This window comes from Bacillus mycoides (assembly GCF_000832605.1).
Lineage (GTDB): Bacteria > Bacillota > Bacilli > Bacillales > Bacillaceae_G > Bacillus_A > Bacillus_A mycoides.
Genome location: NZ_CP009692.1, coordinates 1,877,946 through 1,894,680, shown reverse-complemented (window position 1 = coordinate 1,894,680; position 16,735 = coordinate 1,877,946). Strand labels below are relative to the sequence as shown.

The window sequence follows — 16,735 nt, the reverse complement described above, 5'->3', positions numbered from 1 at the left end:
CCAGGGTGGCATAAGGCTTTTCTTATTTCAATTTAAATACCATTGCTTCATACGGTCGTAATGTAATGTTTTCTATCAATACATTTTCTACATCATAATTGTGTATTAATAACTCTGCTTCACTATAAATAATGTCCTCAGGCAATTCAAATACACATTCATCTGCAGTAAAGTTTGCAATCACCAGAAGCTTTTCTTCTCCATATGTTCTTACATAAGCAAAAATAGAAGGGTTATTTTCTAATATTAAATCATATGTTCCATACACAACTATTTCATTGTTTTTACGTAATTCAATCAATTTTTTATAGTAATAAAAAATTGATTCTTCATCTTGGATTGCCTGTTTCACATTAATCTCTTTGTAGTTAGGATTTACCGCAATCCAAGGCTCACCCGTTGTGAATCCAGCATGTTCTCTATCATCCCACTGCATCGGAGTTCTAGCATTATCTCGGCCCTTTATATATATAGACTGCATCACTTTATCTATATCTTCGCCGCGCTCTATAACTTTTTCTTTATACATATTTAGTGTTTCAATATCTCGGTATTCATCAATTGATTCAAATCGAACATTGGTCATTCCGATTTCTTCTCCTTGATAAATATATGGTGTCCCTTTCATCATATGAAGTACTGTCGCTAACATTTTTGCTGATTCAGTATGATAAGCTCCATCATTACCAAAACGAGATACAACGCGAGGCTGGTCATGGTTATTCCAATAAAGGCTATTCCATCCTGTTTGTTCTAATGCTTTTTGCCACTTTGTTAAATTTTGTTTCAAAGTAAGAAGTGAGCATGGTTTTACATCCCATTTCCCGCCTTCTCCAGAATCTAAATCCATATGTTCAAATTGGAATACCATTTGCAGTTCTTTTCTAGCTTCCCCTGTATACAATTTAGCCTCTTCTGTCGTTACACCAGGCATTTCCCCAACCGTCATAATGTCATACTGAGACAATACGTCTTCATTCATTTCATGCAAATACTTATGAATATTCGGACCGTTCATAAAATGTTTATGCCCTGAAACATATCCTTCTTCATCCGTTTCAACAGATGGTAAGCCATCTTCTTTAGAAATAAAATTAATAACATCCATACGGAACCCATCAATTCCTTTTTCTAACCAAAACTTCATCATGTCATAAACATCTTGTCTTACCTTTTCATTATCCCAGTTTAAATCTGGCTGTTTTTTAGAAAACAGATGCAAATAATATTCATCTGTCATTTCATCATATTGCCATGCAGATCCACTAAATGCTGCTCCCCAGTTATTCGGCTCTTTCCCTTCTTTTCCAGGGCGCCATATATAATAGTCTCTATATTTATTATCTTTCGATTTACATGATTCAATAAACCAATTATGTTCATCTGAAGTATGATTAACAACTAAGTCCATCATAAGTTTCATATTACGTTTATGCATTTCATGTAATAGTTCATCCCAATCTTCCATTGTTCCGAACTCGTTCATAATTTTACAATAATCACTTATATCGTAACCATTATCATCGTTTGGAGATTCATAGACTGGTGATAACCAAATTACATCAATACCTAATTCTTTTAAGTAGTCTAGCTTCGCAAGAATACCACGAAGATCACCTATACCATCACCATTACTATCCATAAAACTACGAGGATAAATTTGATATACTACACTTTCTTTCCACCATTGTTTTCCCATTATGCTACCCCATTTCATCTATACTATTGATTCTTTTTTCTTTTTTTAAGGCGCAAACGTTTTCATTACTGAATGATAACAGATTCTATCCAAATTTAAAATAGCGCTTACAATATTTATTTTCTTTTTCTAATAAAACATGTGGAACTTATTATATATTCATAGGGATAATGAAAACGTTTTATTTTTTTATAGTGTTTTTATTTCTTTTTTGAATCTATTCGTTTATAATAAATCCAAAGAAAACGTTTGCATAAACTTTCTAGGGGGAAATATCATGGCAGAACTTAAATTAGAAAATATTTATAAAATATATGATAATAACGTAACAGCCGTAACAGATTTTAACTTACACATTCAAGATAAAGAATTTATCGTATTCGTTGGTCCTTCTGGATGCGGAAAATCTACAACACTACGAATGGTAGCTGGACTTGAAGATATTTCAAAAGGAGAATTTTCAATTGATGGTAAGCTAATGAACGATGTTCCTCCAAAAGATCGAGATATCGCAATGGTCTTCCAAAACTACGCTCTTTATCCACATATGAGTGTGTATGATAATATGGCATTTGGATTAAAACTTCGAAAAATACCGAAAGATGAAATCGACCGTCGAGTGAAACATGCAGCTCAAATTTTAGGGCTTGAACAATATTTAGATAGAAAACCGAAAGCTTTATCAGGTGGACAACGTCAACGTGTTGCATTAGGTAGAGCAATTGTTCGAGACGCAAAAGTCTTCTTAATGGATGAACCATTATCAAACTTAGACGCTAAACTACGTGTTGCAATGCGATCAGAAATTTCTAAATTACACCACCGCCTTGGCACAACGACAATTTATGTAACACATGATCAAACTGAGGCAATGACAATGGCTTCACGCCTTGTTGTTATGAAAGACGGCAAAATCCAACAAATTGGAACTCCAAAAGAAGTATATGAAACACCTGAAAATATTTTCGTTGGTGGTTTTATCGGTTCACCCGCAATGAATTTCTTCCATGGAAAATTAACTGAAACCGATTTCGTTATAGACAGTTCACTAAAGTTTAAAGTATCTGAAGGAAAAATGAAGTTATTACGCGAACAAGGCTATGTAAATAAAGAAATTGTTTTAGGTATTCGTCCTGAAGATATTCATGATGAACTATTATTTTTAGAAGCTTCACAATCTACTACTTTCACAACAAAAATTGAAGTTGCAGAGTTGTTAGGGGCTGAATCCATTTTATATATGAAACTTGGAAATCAAGATTTTGCAGCACGTGTTGATGCAAGACATACTTTTTCACCTGGTGACCAAATTAAACTTGCTTTTGATATGAATAAAGCACATTTCTTTGATAGCCAAACCGAACAACGTATTCGTTAAAAAATAAAGTTCTATAATAGAACATACAAAAAAACCGTCCACATATATACTGGGGGCGGTTTTCCATTATTATACTAGGGCTTCTATTGTATGAAATGATTGTCCTCTCGTGCTAATAATACCAAAAACAGGTAAATCACTAAGCACCACTTCTTCTTGCTGTTTCATAAAAGATGACGTTAATTGTTTTATCTCTATCCAAACGTCATTAATACAAAGTACATTGGAATCGTTCTCTTGTTGGCGAGAAAAAATAGAATCTATTTTATATAGACCAGCATTTTGAAAAAGCATATCAATACGACTATATGCCTCCATAGCAAAACTAATAACACGTTGCCAATCTCCTTGTTTCCCCATATCGTAGGATACAAAAAGTGCTTCTCCGCCTAAATCCGTAATTTCCTCGGCTGTTGCTTGTCCACTTTCTTGATCAATGTCCGTCACAATTACTTTTGCGCCTTGCTTAGCCAACAAAAGAGCTGTACTACGTCCAATACCGATGCCACCACCAGTTACAATGGCAACCTTTCCTGCAAGCTTCATTTTCATTACCCCTTCTATAAGTCTTACCGTCATTCAGTATACTCCTTTATTAGATTAGTCTGCAAGCAGGAAAAGTTCACGCTACAGCTTGTAAGCGATTACTTTTTTATTTCTTTTTTTTTCTTACTATTATATTGATCGAAGGTTAAACCAATAAAAATAAGAATTCCCCAAAATATTAAGCTACCTCCAGTCATTCCAAATCCCCCTTTGTTATATAACGATATTATTTATACCCATTATATCATTCTCTCAATTTTCAATCTATTCAAAACGAAAATAGGATGTTTGAATTAGCTACAGCTTCTTTAAACATCCATCAATAATATGGAGGGTATTATATAGGAAATATCCGCCCTATATCAATTCCATTTATGGAATTTTTCATGAAATTAAAAATAAGACTTTTTATATACAAACAATAAAAAGTCTTATTTCATTAGTAGCACGTATACTCTAAATATTAATTATACAAGACTCATCACTTTTGTCTTTGCAATTAAATCATGGAAGCCACAATTATCTTTGCGGAATAACATCATATATACATTGCATATTAATGGAACTCCAAGTAATAATATGCTTGGTAATAATAATACCAAAAATCGTATTATTAATGTTTGTAACGTTAGTTTTTCACTTGTTAACGAGATTATTTTTGTTCTTGTTACCTTTTTACCAAGTGTAGAACCGTTCCAAAGAAAAGGTAACAGAATAAAATTTATAGCCATTAATACGAAAACAAGTGTAAGGTCATATCTATAGTCACCTAAACTTATATTAAAACGATTAAAAATAGCACTATAGTTTCCTGTAATAATAGCTACTACTGCACCGTACGTAACCGAGATTAAAAACATGTCAATAAGGGAAGCACCTATGCGATTCATTACAAGCGCTGGACGATGCATCTTTAACTTCATTTTGTGTCGACTCCTTCATATCCTTCTTTACCCGTTTCATCGTACCACTTCTAAAAAACATTGTAAACTGGCGTTTCGCTTACTTTTCTTGTACAATGTGTTACAACAGCATTATAAAGGAGGTTCCCATATTGAAAAGATGGATAATCCTATTTGCCGCACTCTTATTAACAGGTTGCACAGGCAATACAAACCATTTAACCTATACAATTAACGATGAATATGAACTCATACATACTTCTGGAGATGCATTTGAACTTTTCCCATCGCAGGATGCTGTATATGCTACACAATACATCCCTGCAAAAATTACAGAAATTGCTTGGGACGATAAATACATTATCACAAAGCAAATTGAGGAAAAATCAGATCCAAACAATCCTGACGCAGCAATTACAAATAAAAAAATTGAACATTATTGGATTATCGATGTAAAGCATAATAAACGATTTGGTCCTTATAATGAAAAACAATTTAACGAGCAAAAAGATGCTTTTAAAATTACAGTGCCTTTTCAAAGTGTAGATTCATATGTGAAAGAGCTAAAAAAACAGTCAGCATAACTTTTTATGCTGACTGTTTTTGCTTAAATTATTATAAAGACACTTTATTTAGAGAGTGAAATATTAAAAGTTTGCGGTTCTTTAACAGCTTCATTTGTGTCTCCTGCTGCTAAATCATCTGTCGTAAACTTAATATCCTTTACTTTTTCTTTTCCATCATCAAGTATTAAACCGATAATTCCTTCTCGTGTCTCACCAGGCCTATAATCTTCCCTTGAAACACTCTTTGTACCAACGAGCGTATCTTCATCATATAAAAAGTTTTGAGTCGCTACATTAAAATGTTGTTTGTCATTTATAGCAACATCATTCATAGAGAAAAATTGCATGTTCTTATCTCCACTATTCTCTACCTTATATGTAATTTCAACATACCGAATCGTATCGCTAATCTCTGTTCCACTTAACGATGCATATAATTCAGCATCTTCTTGACTCACTTTATCTCCCAATCTACGCTTTACTTCTTCAGGAGTTAATGCAGTATACACTTTCAATGTATTTTTTGCCTCTTTGCTCATTTGTGATAATGAGATAACTTTAACATCTTGTACGTGAATTTTCATTGGGGCTACTTCAAATGTCTGATTCACAGAATGAATCTGTTCTAATTCAAATGTCCCCCACCCTTTTTCTTTCACTTTTTGTCCTACTTTTTTAAGCTCACGCCCACCATACTCTTTTGTTTCTGGAATAGATTCTTTCTTTTTAGGTTCTGCCTTCTTTTCTTCTTGCTGGAAGCAACCACTTAACATAAGAAGAAAACTGCATAAAACAAAAATACTTTTCCATGCTTTCATCATTTAATTTCTCCTAACACTATCATTCATTAATATAAATTAGTCCCTTGATTTGTAAACTATAGAAACAATAAGAAGTCCACAAAACGAACTTGTCAGTCCAGATACTATTATACCTCCTATTTGGAAAATATGAAAATAGGGGTCTAATAACGCGTGAACGATAAATATAATGGCCGCCACAACGATAGATGAAGCCCAATATTTCTTTTTTTCCGAAGTTAAACTAGTATCCTGATCAGTTTCCCTCCTATATTTCCATAGTACATATATTAGTAATAGTAGACCAAAACATGTACTCCCATGTTGTAAAAATTTATAAATTGGAATACTATATACTTCTTGCTGTAACAGCGGCATTTCCATAACAAAATAGCCTGTCTTATGAGTAAAAGCATCCCAAACGACATGCGTCACCATACCGAATAAAGCAGAATAGCAAAATACAAAAAAATTCTTCCAAGTATATAGCCCCCACTTCGCATCTACTACATATTTATAGTAACTAGCAAAAGGCTTAGGTAAATGTGTTATAAATGGTCCTTTTAAAATAAAATGATATGCATATGCTAATAAAAAAACGAGTGGTAAATTCAAATAGAAGAAACCAGCCCATGTATGGCCAATAATACCGTATGGCCTAAAATATAAAAAATATTCAAAATCAGGTGCCATACTACCCAATATAAGAGCCGTCACCGAAATATAACTAGAATGTTTCTTAGCAAAAGGGAGAACAGCTGCTGGATGTGCAAATGTAAACGGCATATTAATACTCCTCTTCATATTTCTAATATAATACCATCTATCATAACGAGAGAATTAATCTTGATGCAATGTTTATTTTCACATTGGAATATGATAGTTTACGTGTTATAATCCACATAAAATATTCAGAAAATAAGGAAGTGTTCACGTGTCATTAACACTTGTCTTTTTTCTTGTTTTGTTTATATTGTTTTTAAGTACATACATCGGATTCTTTATATGGAAGCACTACAAAATTATAAAATATATATGGATTTATGAACGTTCTTATCATTTTTTATAGGAAAGAGAATGGCTTTCGGCTGGGAAGGTCTCGGTTTTGGCGCACTTCAATATACAATACTATTAGCAAGTTGTCTTACATTAGTATTTGCCGCTTTTTTAGAATCAAAATCCGTTATGAATTGAGGTTTATATATTGATTGACGTACCCTTTTTAAAAAATGTCACATTAAAAAAAGAAAATATCCCTAGCTTTTCCGCATACCCTTACTGTCTACCCGCTATTCGAACTTTACAATCACTAGCTTTCCACCCAAATGTAACATTCATTATTGGAGAGAATGGAACAGGTAAATCAACATTACTCGAAGGAATTGCAGTGGCTTTAGGTTTTAATGCAGAAGGTGGAACAAAAAATTTCCGATTTAGCACAAACGATTCCCATTCATCTTTACATGAATACCTTCGAATTTCAAAAAGTTTCAATACACCAAACGACGGTTTCTTTCTTCGCGCTGAATCATTTTATAACGTTGCTTCTTATATCGATGAAATAGATGCTATAAAATCTTACGGCGGCGTTTCACTTCACGAACAATCACACGGCGAATCATTCTTCTCATTATTTATGAATCGTTTTTCAGGAAAAGGTTTATACATTTTAGATGAGCCTGAGGCAGCTTTATCCCCGATGAGACAACTTTCAATGCTCATTCGCATGCACGAACTAGCTGAACAAGGTTCACAATTTGTTATCGCGACGCATTCTCCCATTTTAATGGCTTATCCTGAATCTACTATATACTCTTTAACTCAAGAGGGGATTCACGAATCGACATTAGAAGAAACGGAGCATTACCAAACAACAAAACTTTTCTTTGAAAATCGCGATCGATTATTTCATCACTTATTTGAGTCATAAAAAAGAGGCAGCAATCGCTGCCTCTTTTTTTATAATGCTTCTATAAATAAAGCTACTCCAATACCGCCTCCAACGCATAGAGAGGCAATACCTTTCTCTAATCCACGTCTTTTTAATTCGTGAATTAAACTTACCGTAATACGAGCTCCTGTACAACCAATTGGATGTCCAAGTCCTACCCCACTACCGTTTACATTCACTTTCTCACGGTCTAACCCTAACTCTTTCTCTACAGCTAGGTATTGTGCAGCGAAAGCTTCATTAATTTCAAGTAAGTCTGCATCTTCTAATGACCACTCTACTTTTTCTAATCCTTTGCGAATTGCTGGTGCTGGTCCAATACCCATAATTTTCGGATCTACACCTGCTACTGAATATCCAACAATTCGAGCTAACGGTTGTAAACCTTTTTCTTTCGCCTTTTCTTCACTCATTAATACTAAAACGGCACTTCCATCATTAAGACCAGATGAATTCCCTGCAGTTACTGATCCATCTTTACGGAAAGCTGGTTTTAATCCTGCTAATTTTTCCGCTGTAATATCTGCACGTGGATGTTCATCCTTCGAAAATACAACTTCTTTTCTACGTTCTTTTATCGAAATAGGAACAATTTGATCGTCAAAGTGTCCAGACTCAATTGCTTGCAACGCTAATGTATGACTACGAAGCGCAACTTCATCTTGTTCCTCTCTTGTAATTTCATATTGTTCAACTAAATTTTCCGCTGTTTCACCCATCATAATATGGTGAATCGGATCTTCTAAAACTTCCCACACCGTATCACGAATTTCTCCGTGCTGTAGACGTTGTCCCCAACGGTGTTGTTTTAATGCATAAGGGCTCGAGCTCATTGCTTCTACTCCACCTGCAACAACAATATCACTTACACCTAATTGGATTTGCATTGCAGCAGACATAATTGCTTGCATACCTGAAGAACATTGACGTTGAATTGTATAGCCAGTAACTGTGTCAGGAAATCCTGCCGCTAATGCAGCTGTTCTTGCCGTATTTGCTTCATCAGTTCTTTGAATACAATGACCTAAAATTACTTCATCAACTTCATGTGGCTCTACTCCGCCTCTTTTTACAGCTTCCTGAAGTACAGGAACAGCTAATTCTACTGGTGTTATATTTTTTAGTGCTCCTCCGAAAGTTCCAATTGGTGAACGAACTGCAGCTGTAATGACAACATTATGCATTTTGTACTTGCCCCTCTCTTATGTACCCTAGTAAGTTTTTAGGTGAAATTCCATAAGTTGTATTTCTAAAATTATCATACTATAAACATACCAAAAAATCAAAATATTTAATATAATAAAAATAGAAGGAATTAACCTTCTATTCTGTCAATGCGTATAAGAATTTTTGTAATATCTTCTCTGTCGTTTCATTCAATTTTGGTAACTTATCTACTGGAAAATATTGAAGCTCTAACCCTTCATGATCGAGCTTTAATTCTCCGCCTACATGATGTGCCTGATACAGATGAATCACATTAAAAATTTCATCTCCATTTGGATAACGGAAATAAACTTCCTTTCCTGAAAGAACACCAAGAAATTGCATTATTTTTGCACTTAGTCCCGTCTCCTCGAATAATTCTCTACGAGCAGTTTCTTCTGTCGTTTCTCCCAGTTCCATTGCCCCGCCAGGCACACCCCAATCATATGTATCTGAACGATATTGAAGCAATACTTCTTGATTATCATTTAATATAATAATTGCTGATCCTACTAAAATAAGTGGTCTCGTACCAACTACTTTGCGTAACTCTTCAATATACCCCAATATGTAAACTCTCCTTTCCTCATCCTTCCTTATCATAACAAAATTCTCTTCCTTTTGTTGCTGTAATTTTCAATAAAAAAGGAAGCTTCCGCTTCCTTTTTTTACCGTTATTTTTTAAAGCTTTCGTATTTTACAACTTCAAAAGCTTCTTCAATTTCCTCATTATGATAATGGACATATGTAAAACGCCCTAATTCTACTAATCTAGCTATTTCTTGCAATGCTTTATGCTGATCATATGTTTCTTCAATTGTAATATGTACATAAAACTTCATTAATGGATGTTCATATAAAGGTTCTCCCACCTCCACATATACATCTTCAACCCCTTGCACAACTCTTACATAGCTCGCAAATTGATACAGAGCTTCTCTGTCTGAAACGATTTTTAATGTATACATATATTCTCCCCCTTTTCTTTACTATATCAAAAAGCAGACCATACTACGTTATAGAACTATGAAATTTTTTCGACTTATAGTCTATATATTCGTGTAATAAACAAGGCGTTTATCCATACATAGGACCTTTCCCCCACATATATTATAGAAAGAATTTTTTCATTTGAGGTGTTCCTTATGAATTCATACGTTAATATATGTGTTTGCATTACTCCAGGCGCAGATATTTCTGACGACCGTATTGCAAAAGATTTAGCAGTTGCAGAATCAATTTGGCATCCCATTACATTTAAAATTAAAGAAGTAATTGTACTAAACGAGCTTTTCCGTTTTTGTAATCGGGAAATTAGTTATAAAAACTCCATTCAAAGTCAGGAAAAATTATCATCTTTTTTTCAAACTTGTGTTAACGAAGCTCCTGAATGCGACCTTTATATTTGTTATATTGGTAGTGATTATTTCAAAGAAACCGCAGTAATCGCTTGCGCTTACTCTCTAGCGAAACAACAACAACTTACTGGTTACATCGTTTTAACAAACTCAGCTGCTCCAATGAAAAATATATACACCCTCGCTCACGAAATTGGTCATATTTTATTTACAAGACGAATTCATGGAAAACTTACGCACGCAGATCCCCACTCTCCAACCGGTTCTGAACATCACCATTCACCATCGAACCTTATGTACCCTATAGTCCCTAGCCCTAATAACGTTCACATCAATTCATTATTAACAAATGAACAAAAAGCGCTCTCTTTACAAAGTCCTTTATTACAAAGAAAAAAACAGTAACGATATTGTTACTGTTTAAAACAATATATTCAAATCAACAAACCAGATTTCGGCTGCAAAGGATACACTATACACCTAAGCATAATCCTTCTAAAAATCAAAATATAGTATTTCTTTGGAAATAATTTTTTGTATATCCAGAGCAGCCACTTTCCTATTAAACTGAAGAATAAAATATATCGTGATGTTTAAAATATTCATTATGCTCTTTTGGTGAAGGCAGTATAAATTCCTAAAGTCATTAATCCTAGAAACATAATAGTTAATATACATATAAGTATGATTTACATATATGCTCATCCTCTTCTTTTATTTCTAGAGCTTCTCATTAGAAAAATACTCTTACTAGTTGTTCAACCATCACTATCATAAAAATTGGAATTCCTAACACAAACAAACCACTCCAACCAAGAGACCGAACATTCACAATCGTTGTTATCACTAGCATAACCCCTCCAATTAAATATCTTCCTAATTGAGGGACTTCATAGGAAGGAAAACTATACCAATCTTTTAAAAACATTATTAATACTGGTAAATAAGTAAGTATTACTGCTCCAAATAGCAGTAAACCCTTTTTCAACATACTCCTTTGAAAACTAGCACCTCTTAAAAATAAAATTCCTCCCACAATCATTAACACTAAGATAATCGGATATCCAATCAACCCTATTAAAGAAATGGTATAAGGCTCATTTAAATTTCGAAATAAAAGATCTGGAACAGCCCAATAGCATAATATGCTCATAATAGCTGTAGCTAGCCATCCTAAATTCCGTTTATAATCAACTTGCATTTCTTTTACAAGTTGATTTGCATATTCCTTTGGTGAATCACCAAATATATCCTCTACACTCTTGCCCCTTTTTTCACCTTCAGTTAAATGCAATTCTGCATCTTCTAAAAAGGATTCAATATCTTTTTCACTTATCCCTTTTGCTGTTAAATAAGTACTTGTATTTGCCAGAAAATCTCGTGACTCTTGAGAAAGCATCCCATTCCCCCCTCCCTTATTTAACCGTTTCTCTTCTATTTGCCTTCATCATAATTTCAAGGAAAATTAAAATAAACAAACTTCCGTATAAACATATAATTTGAAATAACATTGGCATAAGATCTTCCGATGTAAATGTTTTAAACACTAACATAATCGAAAGTGGAATAATTAAATATAAGTTTTTAAACCATCCTTCAAAATATATATTTATAGCTACCGTGAGGATAAAGATCCCTCCAGCTAATATATAACTTTGGACTAGAGTCAACGTAAACATCGTTGTAGGATATATCATATCTAATATCGGAACTGCTCCTAATAAAAACATTGGCGCAATCATGACTAAAGACCACATGGAAAACCACGTTTTTGTAAAACTTGTTACAAATGTCATTTTACGAAGCAGAAAATTAGGACCCATTACAGCTATGATCAATGTAAAGCTATAGCCAATACACTGAAGAAGTGAAATCTGTAGAATTCCGTTATTCACTATTAAGATAGAAGCAATAATCCAAAACGATACGATATTCATTACCGTAAAACCAATTTGCTTCCAATTTTCCTGTCTATCCCTTTCCATTACTTTTACAAGTTCATTTGCATATTCTTTCGGTGAGCTTCCGAAAATATCTTCTACACTTTTTCCTTCACCCTCACCTTCTATTAAATGCAACTCTGCATCTTCTAAAAAGCTTTCAATATCGCTTTCTTTCACACTCTTTGCAGTTAAAAATAATCTCATATCTAATAAAAAATTTCGCGCTTCATTTGATAACATTATTTTTTTCTCCCCTTCCCTTCAAGTAGACGCTCTACACTACTTTGCATCGCTTCCCAGCGATCCATAAATTCATCCAGTGCTTCCTCGCCTTTTTCTGTTAATGTATAATATTTTCGCTTTGGACCAGATGGAGATTCCTTCATTACACTTGTTATTAACCCTTCCTTTTTCATTCGTATTAATAACGGATAAATACTTCCCTCACTCGCCATTGTAAAACCATACTTCGCTAATCTTTCACTCATTTCATAACCGTATATTTCACCTTCAGAAATAATAGCAAGTAAGCATCCTTCTAAAATCCCTTTCAGCATTTGACTTGTCGACATAATTGAAATCCTCCTGCTATCTTGTTTTACAAGATAGATAAGCGTAAGTACCTTGCTTTACAAAATAGTATAGCAGAGACTATTTTGCAAAACAAGATAGCTAAAGATATTTTTCCAAATGTTTGCAGGGATTTTATTATCACCTCTCTAAATAGAGCAATAAGAGAACTTTTATTATGAAGGAGTGTTTTTCATCATGGTTACAAATCGAGTTGTCTTTTTAACAGGTGCTGCGAGCGGTATTGGTTATGAAATGGGAAGTGCTTTCGCAAAAGAAGGTGCGAAAGTTGTCATTAGTGATCGCCTTGAAGATCGTGCAAAAGAAGCTGCTGAACAATTGCAAAAAGAAGGCTATCAAGCCATTGGTTTAAAATGTGACGTTACATCTGAAGAAGAAATTACAGCAGCACTTTCTCAAACAGTTCGTCATTTCGGTTCATTAGATGTATTAATTAACAACGCAGGAATGCAACATGTTTCACCGATTGAAGATTTTCCAACTGATAAATTCGAGCTTCTTATTAAAATTATGCAAATCGCTCCATTTATCGCCATCAAACATGCCTTTCCGATTATGAAAAAGCAAAAATATGGTCGTATTATTAATGTTGCTTCGATTAACGGACTTGTTGGATTCGCTGGAAAAGCTGCCTATAATAGTGCGAAACATGGTGTAATTGGATTAACAAAAGTTGCTGCTTTAGAGGGAGCAACTCATGGAATTACTGTAAATGCTCTTTGTCCCGGATATGTTGATACCCCTCTTGTACGAAATCAACTACAAGACTTAGCAACTACGCGAAATGTACCACTTGAAAATGTTTTAGAAGATGTCATTTATCCTCTTGTACCACAGAAGCGTTTGCTACAAGTACAAGAAATTGCTGATTATGCCATGTTTTTAGCGAGTGAAAAAGCAAAAGGTATAACTGGTCAAGCTGTCGTTATCGATGGTGGTTATACTGCTCAATAAAGTGAAACTTTAATCAGTGGGGGTTTTGTTCATCCCCACTAATTATTAGCCTTCACCAATCGGGCTTTTACTGCCCGTTAATGCAGGATAAAAAATAAAGTTTGCTCTTCGCGAGCAAACTTTATTTTACTTTCTATCGCGAGGATCTTCCTACTTTAGTAATTGTTTAGGGAGCTTCTCAATTGCTACAATCACTCCGTCTAATTTACTTTCAATGCGATGTAGTAAATATAGCGTTACAACAATTGGAAAGCCCACATTACCTATCATCCCGATCCACTCTTCCATCTTTCTCTCCTCCCTTCATTACATAAATAAGAGGAAACGAAGACTTAAGGCATAAAAAACAAGCTATTTTTTATTAGCTTGTTTTTTAACTACTCAGCCATACATTTCATTTTTCAGCATATAGATTGCTACCATGAAGATACAAATGGTCCTACACCTTGCTACCTTTCTTTGTTTTAAAACGTTGCGCGTGGTAGGAACAGGCACTTACCGCTCCTATACATAGCCAGTCCCTCTCGACCATTTAAAAACATGCTTTTCTACCGTTTTTTTATATAGCGACTGAGCAGTTAGCTTATTTTTTCAAATAATGATGTAATTTTTTGCTTATAATCTCCACGTAAAATACCTTTCTCAGTAATAATCCCCGTAATTAATTCATGCGGTGTTACATCAAATGCAGGGTTAAATACAGGCGTTCCAAGTGGCGCCACTTGTTTCCCAAAAATTTTCGTAACTTCTGTTTCATCTCTTTCTTCAATGACAATTTCAGCACCTGTTTGTTTCGTAGTATCAAATGTAGATAACGGTGCTGCAACGTAAAATGGGATACCGAAATACTTTGCTAATATAGCTAAATTTAATGTTCCTATTTTATTAGCAGTATCACCGTTTTCAACGATTCGATCTGCCCCTACGATAATCGCATTAATTTCTTTCGTTCGAATTGCATGTGCTGCAGTATTATCCGTAATAAGCGTTACATCAATGTCTGCTTGTTTCAATTCCCATGTCGTTAAACGGCCACCTTGTAAAACCGGCCTCGTTTCACACGTATACGCATGTAAACGCACACCCTTCTCTTTCCCAATATAAAATGGGGCTAATGCTGTTCCATATCTAGCAGTTGCAATACTTCCAGCGTTACAAATTGTTAAAATTTTATCACCGTCTTTAAAACATGTTAAAGCATGTTCTCCAATACTTCGGCACACCATTTCATCCTCTTGCTGAATATGAAGCGCTTCTTCTTCTAATATTTTTTGAGCTTCTTTTATTGTAGTAATCTCTCGAATAGATTCTCTCATACGATCGATTGCCCAAAATAAATTGACTGCTGTCGGGCGTGATGTTCCTAAATAGTTACAATCTCTATTAAACTTCTTCTGAAACTCATAGATATTTATAGCATCGTATTTCTTTGCCGCAAGCGCCAAACCAAACGCAGCTACAATTCCAATTGCAGGCGCTCCTCGTACTTCTAACATAATGATACTTTTCCATACATCTTCAATATTCGTTAATGTTTTGTATTCAGTGACATGCGGCAACTTTGTTTGATTTAATACTGCAATTGCATCGCCTTTCCAACTTACAGATCTCGGAATAGTAATAATTGTACTCATGCTTTTACGCCTCCAACTGTCTGTTGAAATAATGTTCGAAACAGTTGAATATCAGCACCCTTGGCTTCATATTTTATTAGTTCTCTACCTAAGGATAACGCTTGTTTTTTAGCTTGAATTCTATTTTCTTTATTTGCTATCCCATCTAAATCCGCTACATGAGCTAAGCCAATTGTTCTACGAATCAGTTCACATCCGGCAAATCCGACGGCATCAGTAAAGATATTTTGCAAAATAATTGGTAACCATTGTTTTTCTTTCGTATATGCTTCTACACCTTCTCCAATCCATAACTTCGTAAAGTTTTCTACAAAATAACTCCATGTCTTTTCTATATGGAAAAATAGTACACTTCTCTTTTCTTCTTCTCTAGATAAAGCATTTAATAATAGATTTGCAATAAATTGACCGATATCAAACCCAAATGGACCGTACGTTGCAAATTCTGGATCGATCACTTTCGTTTCAGAAGGTGATGAAAAAATACTACCAGTATGTAAATCACCATGAATAAGCGCTTCTTTTCTCGTTAAAAACTTATATTTATATTGTGCTACTTTTAGTTTTAAAGTTTTGTCACTCCAAAGTTCATCAATCACTGACTGTAAATCTGACTCATAATCATTCGTATCATAATGTCCAAATGGATCCGTAAAAACTAAATCTTCTGTAATTTTACTAAGGTCTGGATTTACAAATGTACCTTCTAGTACCCTTTTCTCTTCTGACTGTAAACCGAAATCTGAAGTATAAAACAAAACATGTGCTAGAAAACGACCGATATGCTGGGATAAAAGTGGATATCCTTCTCCATCTATTAATCCTTTTCTTGTAATTGTTAGTCTTGATAAGTCTTCTATTACTGTAACTGCTAACTCTTCATCATGACTGTACACTACCGGAACATAATCTGGCACATACTTCGCAAAAATTTGTAATGCTTTACTTTCAATCGTCGCTCTTTTTATAGACAGTGGCCAGCTCTCACCAACTACTTTCGCATATGGCAGTGCTTGTTTTATTATAATAGACTTCTCTCCATCATCTAATTTGAACACGTAATTTAAATTTCCATCTCCAATTTCATGACAAACTACATTTGCTTTCTTTTCAAAATAACCGTGTTCTTTCGCATATTGTATAGCTGTTGTTTCAGTTAATGAATAATATCCCATCGTCTTCTCCTCCTTTTCATTCAGAGGTTTTT

General features: G+C 34.3%; 20 protein-coding genes and 2 pseudogenes. 6 read left to right on the top strand and 16 right to left on the bottom strand.

The window, feature by feature from the left end:
- Positions 1-22: 22 nt before the first annotated feature.
- On the bottom strand, positions 23-1,699 hold the full coding sequence (malL, locus tag BG05_RS11825; protein ID WP_002128902.1) for an oligo-1,6-glucosidase: 1,677 nt from the start codon (positions 1,697-1,699) through the stop codon (positions 23-25).
- Positions 1,700-1,976: 277 nt separating this feature from the next.
- Between malL and BG05_RS11820 the strand changes: the two genes are divergently transcribed.
- Positions 1,977-3,077, top strand: a complete 1,101-nt coding sequence (locus BG05_RS11820; protein WP_003191240.1) for an ABC transporter ATP-binding protein — start codon at positions 1,977-1,979, stop codon at positions 3,075-3,077.
- Positions 3,078-3,146: 69 nt separating this feature from the next.
- On the opposite strand, the gene BG05_RS11815 is transcribed toward BG05_RS11820, so the two are convergent.
- From BG05_RS11815 to BG05_RS11805, 3 genes are all read right to left on the bottom strand, one after another.
- Positions 3,147-3,656, bottom strand: a complete 510-nt coding sequence (locus tag BG05_RS11815; protein WP_002066937.1) for an SDR family NAD(P)-dependent oxidoreductase — start codon at positions 3,654-3,656, stop codon at positions 3,147-3,149.
- A 65-nt stretch (positions 3,657-3,721) separates the two neighbouring features.
- The gene (locus BG05_RS11810) at positions 3,722-3,820 is read right to left on the bottom strand and encodes a hypothetical protein (protein ID WP_002111552.1); all 99 of its coding nucleotides are present in this window, start codon (positions 3,818-3,820) and stop codon (positions 3,722-3,724) included.
- 270 nt (positions 3,821-4,090) lie between these two features.
- Positions 4,091-4,546 carry an RDD family protein gene (locus tag BG05_RS11805; protein WP_002138152.1) on the bottom strand — a complete coding sequence of 152 codons (456 nt, stop codon included), beginning with the start codon at positions 4,544-4,546 and terminating at the stop codon, positions 4,091-4,093.
- 131 nt (positions 4,547-4,677) lie between these two features.
- Between BG05_RS11805 and BG05_RS11800 the strand changes: the two genes are divergently transcribed.
- Complete coding sequence (locus BG05_RS11800) at positions 4,678-5,109, top strand: DUF3997 domain-containing protein (RefSeq protein WP_002128907.1); 432 nt, start codon at positions 4,678-4,680, stop codon at positions 5,107-5,109.
- 44 nt (positions 5,110-5,153) lie between these two features.
- On the opposite strand, the gene BG05_RS11795 is transcribed toward BG05_RS11800, so the two are convergent.
- On the bottom strand, positions 5,154-5,912 hold the full coding sequence (locus tag BG05_RS11795) for a hypothetical protein (protein WP_002066932.1): 759 nt from the start codon (positions 5,910-5,912) through the stop codon (positions 5,154-5,156).
- A 36-nt stretch (positions 5,913-5,948) separates the two neighbouring features.
- Positions 5,949-6,677 (bottom strand): DUF4184 family protein, encoded by a 729-nt coding sequence (locus BG05_RS11790; protein ID WP_002111554.1) that lies wholly within the window; start codon positions 6,675-6,677, stop codon positions 5,949-5,951.
- 148 nt (positions 6,678-6,825) lie between these two features.
- On the opposite strand from BG05_RS11790, the pseudogene BG05_RS31970 reads away from it, so the two are divergent.
- Positions 6,826-7,085 (top strand): annotated as a pseudogene (locus BG05_RS31970) (hypothetical protein).
- Between the two features lie 10 nt (positions 7,086-7,095).
- Positions 7,096-7,821, top strand: coding sequence for an AAA family ATPase (locus tag BG05_RS11785; RefSeq protein WP_003191233.1), 726 nt, complete (start codon positions 7,096-7,098; stop codon positions 7,819-7,821).
- 29 nt (positions 7,822-7,850) lie between these two features.
- Here BG05_RS11785 and BG05_RS11780 read toward each other — a convergent pair whose 3' ends face one another.
- The 3 genes from BG05_RS11780 to BG05_RS11770 all read right to left on the bottom strand — a co-directional run bounded on the left by BG05_RS11780 (position 7,851) and on the right by BG05_RS11770 (position 10,016).
- The gene (locus BG05_RS11780; protein ID WP_002111558.1) at positions 7,851-9,026 is read right to left on the bottom strand and encodes an acetyl-CoA C-acetyltransferase; all 1,176 of its coding nucleotides are present in this window, start codon (positions 9,024-9,026) and stop codon (positions 7,851-7,853) included.
- A gap of 139 nt (positions 9,027-9,165) precedes the next feature.
- Complete coding sequence (locus BG05_RS11775) at positions 9,166-9,615, bottom strand: NUDIX hydrolase (RefSeq protein ID WP_002066949.1); 450 nt, start codon at positions 9,613-9,615, stop codon at positions 9,166-9,168.
- 107 nt (positions 9,616-9,722) lie between these two features.
- Complete coding sequence (locus tag BG05_RS11770) at positions 9,723-10,016, bottom strand: DUF3928 family protein (RefSeq protein WP_002088390.1); 294 nt, start codon at positions 10,014-10,016, stop codon at positions 9,723-9,725.
- 177 nt (positions 10,017-10,193) lie between these two features.
- Between BG05_RS11770 and BG05_RS11765 the strand changes: the two genes are divergently transcribed.
- The gene (locus tag BG05_RS11765) at positions 10,194-10,811 is read left to right on the top strand and encodes an ImmA/IrrE family metallo-endopeptidase (protein WP_002167734.1); all 618 of its coding nucleotides are present in this window, start codon (positions 10,194-10,196) and stop codon (positions 10,809-10,811) included.
- Between the two features lie 15 nt (positions 10,812-10,826).
- Here BG05_RS11765 and BG05_RS31510 read toward each other — a convergent pair.
- The 4 genes and pseudogenes from BG05_RS31510 to BG05_RS11750 form a co-directional block, all read right to left on the bottom strand.
- Positions 10,827-11,068 (bottom strand): annotated as a pseudogene (locus tag BG05_RS31510) (DNA-binding protein).
- Positions 11,069-11,139: 71 nt separating this feature from the next.
- Positions 11,140-11,805, bottom strand: a complete 666-nt coding sequence (locus BG05_RS11760) for a DUF1129 domain-containing protein (RefSeq protein WP_003191228.1) — start codon at positions 11,803-11,805, stop codon at positions 11,140-11,142.
- Between the two features lie 16 nt (positions 11,806-11,821).
- Positions 11,822-12,589 carry a DUF1129 domain-containing protein gene (locus BG05_RS11755; RefSeq protein ID WP_003191226.1) on the bottom strand — a complete coding sequence of 256 codons (768 nt, stop codon included), beginning with the start codon at positions 12,587-12,589 and terminating at the stop codon, positions 11,822-11,824.
- Positions 12,589-12,921, bottom strand: coding sequence for a PadR family transcriptional regulator (locus BG05_RS11750; protein WP_003191223.1), 333 nt, complete (start codon positions 12,919-12,921; stop codon positions 12,589-12,591). The genes BG05_RS11755 and BG05_RS11750 overlap by 1 nt, the downstream gene beginning before the upstream one ends.
- Positions 12,922-13,117: 196 nt before the next feature.
- On the opposite strand from BG05_RS11750, the gene BG05_RS11745 reads away from it, so the two are divergent.
- On the top strand, positions 13,118-13,894 hold the full coding sequence (locus BG05_RS11745) for a 3-hydroxybutyrate dehydrogenase (protein ID WP_002128918.1): 777 nt from the start codon (positions 13,118-13,120) through the stop codon (positions 13,892-13,894).
- Between the two features lie 150 nt (positions 13,895-14,044).
- On the opposite strand, the gene BG05_RS29510 is transcribed toward BG05_RS11745, so the two are convergent.
- The 3 genes from BG05_RS29510 to mtnK form a co-directional block, all read right to left on the bottom strand.
- On the bottom strand, positions 14,045-14,182 hold the full coding sequence (locus BG05_RS29510; RefSeq protein ID WP_002014881.1) for a YvrJ family protein: 138 nt from the start codon (positions 14,180-14,182) through the stop codon (positions 14,045-14,047).
- Positions 14,183-14,472: 290 nt separating this feature from the next.
- Positions 14,473-15,528, bottom strand: coding sequence for an S-methyl-5-thioribose-1-phosphate isomerase (gene mtnA, locus BG05_RS11740; protein WP_002167730.1), 1,056 nt, complete (start codon positions 15,526-15,528; stop codon positions 14,473-14,475).
- Positions 15,525-16,703, bottom strand: coding sequence for an S-methyl-5-thioribose kinase (mtnK, locus tag BG05_RS11735; RefSeq protein ID WP_002131201.1), 1,179 nt, complete (start codon positions 16,701-16,703; stop codon positions 15,525-15,527). Before mtnK ends, mtnA begins: the two co-directional genes overlap by 4 nt.
- Positions 16,704-16,735: the final 32 nt, after the last annotated feature.

Bases quoted from the DNA above. Each gene is read 5' to 3' on its own strand.
- BG05_RS11805 (WP_002138152.1), bottom strand. From the start codon at position 4,546: ATGAAGTTAAAGATGCATCGTCCAGCGCTTGTAATGAATCGCATAGGT.
- BG05_RS11815 (WP_002066937.1), bottom strand. From the start codon at position 3,656: ATGACGGTAAGACTTATAGAAGGGGTAATGAAAATGAAGCTTGCAGGA.
- BG05_RS11780 (WP_002111558.1), bottom strand. From the start codon at position 9,026: ATGCATAATGTTGTCATTACAGCTGCAGTTCGTTCACCAATTGGAACT.
- BG05_RS11795 (WP_002066932.1), bottom strand. From the start codon at position 5,912: ATGATGAAAGCATGGAAAAGTATTTTTGTTTTATGCAGTTTTCTTCTT.
- BG05_RS11770 (WP_002088390.1), bottom strand. From the start codon at position 10,016: ATGTATACATTAAAAATCGTTTCAGACAGAGAAGCTCTGTATCAATTT.
- mtnK (WP_002131201.1), bottom strand. From the start codon at position 16,703: ATGGGATATTATTCATTAACTGAAACAACAGCTATACAATATGCGAAA.
- BG05_RS11820 (WP_003191240.1), top strand. From the start codon at position 1,977: ATGGCAGAACTTAAATTAGAAAATATTTATAAAATATATGATAATAAC.
- BG05_RS11810 (WP_002111552.1), bottom strand. From the start codon at position 3,820: ATGACTGGAGGTAGCTTAATATTTTGGGGAATTCTTATTTTTATTGGT.
- BG05_RS11755 (WP_003191226.1), bottom strand. From the start codon at position 12,589: ATGTTATCAAATGAAGCGCGAAATTTTTTATTAGATATGAGATTATTT.
- malL (WP_002128902.1), bottom strand. From the start codon at position 1,699: ATGGGAAAACAATGGTGGAAAGAAAGTGTAGTATATCAAATTTATCCT.
- BG05_RS11765 (WP_002167734.1), top strand. From the start codon at position 10,194: ATGAATTCATACGTTAATATATGTGTTTGCATTACTCCAGGCGCAGAT.
- mtnA (WP_002167730.1), bottom strand. From the start codon at position 15,528: ATGAGTACAATTATTACTATTCCGAGATCTGTAAGTTGGAAAGGCGAT.
- BG05_RS29510 (WP_002014881.1), bottom strand. From the start codon at position 14,182: ATGGAAGAGTGGATCGGGATGATAGGTAATGTGGGCTTTCCAATTGTT.
- BG05_RS11790 (WP_002111554.1), bottom strand. From the start codon at position 6,677: ATGCCGTTTACATTTGCACATCCAGCAGCTGTTCTCCCTTTTGCTAAG.
- BG05_RS11760 (WP_003191228.1), bottom strand. From the start codon at position 11,805: ATGCTTTCTCAAGAGTCACGAGATTTTCTGGCAAATACAAGTACTTAT.
- BG05_RS11745 (WP_002128918.1), top strand. From the start codon at position 13,118: ATGGTTACAAATCGAGTTGTCTTTTTAACAGGTGCTGCGAGCGGTATT.
- BG05_RS11750 (WP_003191223.1), bottom strand. From the start codon at position 12,921: ATGTCGACAAGTCAAATGCTGAAAGGGATTTTAGAAGGATGCTTACTT.